Origin of the sequence: Acinetobacter sp. UBA3132 (assembly GCF_002364825.1) — a bacterium.
In the GTDB taxonomy this organism is placed as follows: Bacteria; Pseudomonadota; Gammaproteobacteria; order Pseudomonadales; family Moraxellaceae; genus Acinetobacter; species Acinetobacter schindleri.
This window is the reverse complement of record NZ_DEZM01000131.1, coordinates 3,669-7,075: the sequence shown is the minus strand read 5'-3', so window position 1 is coordinate 7,075 and position 3,407 is coordinate 3,669. Positions and strand designations below refer to the sequence as shown.

The window sequence follows — 3,407 nt, the reverse complement described above, 5'->3', positions numbered from 1 at the left end:
GTGGGTGAGTCTGTTTTCTGCTATTGCCCTGATGCTACCGGAGCTTTTTGTCTGGCTACGTGCCTATATTCCCTGGATGTTGGGTCTGATCATGTTGGGTATGGGCATGACTATGACAGTAGGCGATTTTAAAAGTGTGTTACAGAGTCCAAAAGCAGTGGCAATTGGGGTAGTGGCCCAGTTTATGGTGATGCCAGGGCTGGCTTTTCTCCTATGTCAGCTGTTCCAGCTCCCGGCTGAAATTGCGATTGGGGTAATCCTGGTTGGTTGCTGCCCGGGTGGAACTGCATCCAATGTGATTACCTACATGGCCAAAGGCAATACAGCCCTGTCTGTGGCCTGTACTTCGGTTTCAACTTTGCTGGCACCTGTTTTAACCCCGGCTATTTTCTATCTGCTGGCCAGTCAGTGGATTGAGATCAATCTCTGGTCAATGCTGGTATCAATTCTGCAAGTGGTATTATTTCCGATTATTTTAGGTCTGATTATCCGCGCCATTTTAAAGGCTAAAGTTGAGGCTTATATCCAGGTAATGCCACTGATCTCGGTGATTGCGATTGTCGCAATTGTCGCCGCAATTATTGCTGGCAGTAAAACCCAGATTCTGGAATCCGGACTAATGATTTTAGGCATTGTTGCCTTACACAATGGCCTGGGTTATTTGCTTGGTTATTGGGCCAGCAGGAGCTTTAAGCTGGCTGAAATTGACTGCCGTGCGGTATCGATAGAAGTGGGCATGCAGAATTCTGGTCTAGGTGTGGCTTTGGCTGCGACTCATTTTGCTGCATCTCCCATCACAGCCGTACCGAGTGCCATTTTTAGCTTATGGCACAATATTTCTGGACCAGCCTTGGCCACTTATTGGGCAGCCAGAAAACCTGCTGAGACGGATCAGCAGAACTGATGCCAGCAGAAACAAGGAATAAAAAAAGCCCGATGCTAAGATCGGGCTTTTTACTCTTCAAAATTTATTAGGAGGCTTTAGATTGTTTCGATTTCAGGATATCGGTTCGGAAGCTTTGCGCCAGTTCTGCCATCTCGGCATCCATCCCATTCATCACGAAAGCATGACGGGTCAGGACATTGGTTGGATTTGGCATGCTGACCAGTTCATAGTGATCAGAAATGGATTTAAGTAAGAAGTTCGGGACATGTACCGCACTTTCACGCGCTATCAGTTGCTGTGCCAGACGTTCAGCCGCTTGAGCTGAATTCAGCTGCATTTCATCCACTTTCGAAGCAATCGCGCTACGTGTCTGCAAGACAAAACGTTTATCTTCACGGTAGCGTTTGTACAGCACTTCAGAAAGTAACTGGAAGACATAGCTGATCAGGGTGAGGCAGGCGAGGGCATTGGGCTTGTCTGCGGCAATACTCAGTGTTGCACCTTTTTCATCAAACTTGTGTACCGTCCAGACATCCGAACTGTTCAGTTTATAATGTTGTACGCACAGTTCAGTGGCCTTATTCAGGAAGATCTGACACAGGTTGAAATAAGGCACAGACACAGTCTTGTTGACCGAATCCAGCAGCTGTTTGGGATCATAGAACTGGATATTCAGTGAAAGAGTATCTTTTTCGACTACAGCCGGCGTGCTGTCTTTTTCCTTTGGCTTATTGTGAACCGCTTGCTGTGCCTGAGCAATTGCCAGGGCGGCATTGTGTTTTTCCTGTTCCAGGGCCTGAGTCAGCGTCTGAATTTCAAATTTCAGACGTGATTCATTATTGATGCGCGCCAGGTATTCGCTGCGGCTTGGACGGGCAATGGCGCGATAAGCTAACCATAATAAACTATGCAGAATGAAAGAGAATAAAATCGCTGTCCACTGGGTACGCAGAATTTCACCGATACTTGGCTCAATCAAAGTAATCTCAACTGAACCGACTTTTTTCTCGTTAAGTAATGCTTCGCGGACAAAGACCTCACCCTCTCGGGTTTTCGTCAGACCACCAGTGGCTAAAACCTGAGCATTTGCATCCAGGATGCGAATTGAGGCAACACTTGGGTTAGTGGAATAACGATTTGCCAGTAAAGCCAGTGAAACACGATTGGCTGGATCCAGCTCAGCCAGGCTGTCTGTCACCAGTTGACTGGTCATGAGCTGACCTTGGCTGGCACGGTTTTCATTCAGCTGGTGAGTGGTTGCCAATACCAGTAAGAAGGTATGAAGGGCAAAACTTATAATCAGTAGGCTAGCAAATAGCCCTTGTCTAGGCGCATTCAACGTAAACTTCCAAGGCAATTCTATTCAAATTCGATTATGATTCTAACAATAGTTGTAGCTCAGACCCGAGTCAATTCATGCGAGAAATCATTCTTATATCATTCTTAGGACCCGACCAGCCTAATCAATTTACACGATTAATGCAGGTTTTGTCCGCTCATTCCTTACAGATCCTGGATGTTGGACAAGCGGTTATTCATAACCAGTTGACCTTAGGTATTGTTGTATCTTCGGACGACCAGACCGCTACCGCATTAGCCATGAAGGAAATCCTGATTCTAGCACATGATATCGGGTTAACAGTGCGCTTTAAACCGATCTCTGTCACAGAATACAATCAATGGGTCAAAGAAGGGGGTCAGACCCGTTATATCGTGACCGCATTGGCCCCGGAATTAAAGGCTTCCCACTTGCAAGCCGTGACCCAGATCGTGTCCAGTCAAGGCTTTAATATTGAAACTGTAACCCGACTCTCCGGTCGTCCGGTACTGGACGGTGATGATACAGAGGCTGGACCAAAACGTGCCTGTGTACAGTTCAGCCTGAAAGGCCAGATGCTAGATGCCGCAGCAATGCGTACAGCCTGCCTCAGCCTGTCTACGGCACTGAATGTCGATGTTGCAGTTCAGGAAGATAATGTTTATCGCCGTAACCGTCGTCTGGTCTGCTTTGATATGGATTCAACCCTGATCGAGCAGGAAGTGATTGACGAGCTGGCGATTGAAGCAGGTGTCGGTGCACAGGTGGCTGAAATCACCGAACGTGCCATGCAGGGCGAGTTAGACTTCCAGCAAAGCTTCCGTGCACGTGTAGCACTACTAAAAGGTATGGATGCATCTGTGCTGCCGAAGATTGCAGAACGTCTGACCATTACTGAAGGTGCAGAACGTCTGATCTCTACCTTGAAAGCACTGGGTTATCGCACTGCAATTCTTTCTGGCGGTTTCCAGTACTTTGCTGAGCATCTGCAAGCCAAACTAGGCATTGATGAGGTCCATGCCAATGTCCTCGATGTTGAGGATGGGATGGTGACAGGTGAAGTCAAAGGTCATATTGTTGATGGTGCACGTAAGGCGCATCTGTTAATGACGATTGCTGAAGAGATGGGTATTTCCCTGGAACAGGCAATTGCCGTGGGTGATGGGGCCAATGACCTGCCAATGCTATCGATTGCCGGTTTAG

The 3,407-nt window shown here is 47.6% G+C and carries 3 protein-coding genes; 2 read left to right on the top strand and 1 reads right to left on the bottom strand.

What is annotated here, in order from left to right; translation table 11 throughout:
- Nucleotides 1-904, top strand: a 904-nt coding sequence (locus tag B4033_RS06840) for a bile acid:sodium symporter family protein (RefSeq protein ID WP_286832819.1), incomplete at its 5' end; no start/stop codon positions are given.
- A 67-nt stretch (nucleotides 905-971) separates the two neighbouring features.
- Here B4033_RS06840 and B4033_RS06835 read toward each other — a convergent pair.
- Entirely contained in the window at nucleotides 972-2,225 is a 1,254-nt protein-coding gene (locus B4033_RS06835; protein ID WP_286832818.1) for a hypothetical protein, read from the bottom strand.
- A 77-nt stretch (nucleotides 2,226-2,302) separates the two neighbouring features.
- On the opposite strand from B4033_RS06835, the gene serB reads away from it, so the two are divergent.
- On the top strand, nucleotides 2,303-3,407 hold a 1,105-nt coding region (gene serB / locus B4033_RS06830), incomplete at its 3' end, for a phosphoserine phosphatase SerB (RefSeq protein WP_286832817.1).